Raw genomic sequence first — 515 nt, forward strand, 5'->3', positions numbered from 1 at the left:
CATCTGGCGCACCGGTTGTCCCGGCGGCTGACCGAGGTGCGGAAGAACGGGACGATTCCGTATCTGCGTCCGGACGGCAAGACGCAGGTGACGATCGAGTACGACGGGGAGAAGGCGGTGCGGCTGGACACGGTGGTGGTGTCCTCGCAGCATGCCTCGGACATCGATCTGGAGTCGCTGCTGGCGCCGGACATCCGGGAGTTCGTGGTCGAGCAGGTGCTCAAGCAGTTGCTGGACGACGGGATCAAGCTGGAGACCGAGGGGTACCGGCTGCTGGTCAATCCGACCGGGCGGTTCGAGATCGGTGGTCCGATGGGGGACGCGGGGCTGACCGGCCGGAAGATCATCATCGACACCTACGGTGGTATGGCGCGTCATGGTGGTGGCGCGTTCTCGGGCAAGGACCCGTCCAAGGTGGACCGTTCGGCGGCGTACGCGATGCGCTGGGTGGCGAAGAACGTGGTGGCCGCCGGGCTGGCCTCGCGCTGTGAGGTGCAGGTGGCGTACGCGATCGG

Annotated in this window: 1 protein-coding gene; it reads left to right on the forward strand. The window is 67.0% G+C overall.

Going from position 1 to position 515, the window contains the following annotated elements; translation table 11 throughout:
• The coding region (locus tag NX801_RS30615) for a methionine adenosyltransferase domain-containing protein (protein ID WP_258791230.1) at nt 1–515 on the forward strand (515 nt) is incomplete at both ends.

This window comes from Streptomyces pyxinae, assembly GCF_024756275.1.
Classification (GTDB): domain Bacteria; phylum Actinomycetota; class Actinomycetes; order Streptomycetales; family Streptomycetaceae; genus Streptomyces; species Streptomyces pyxinae.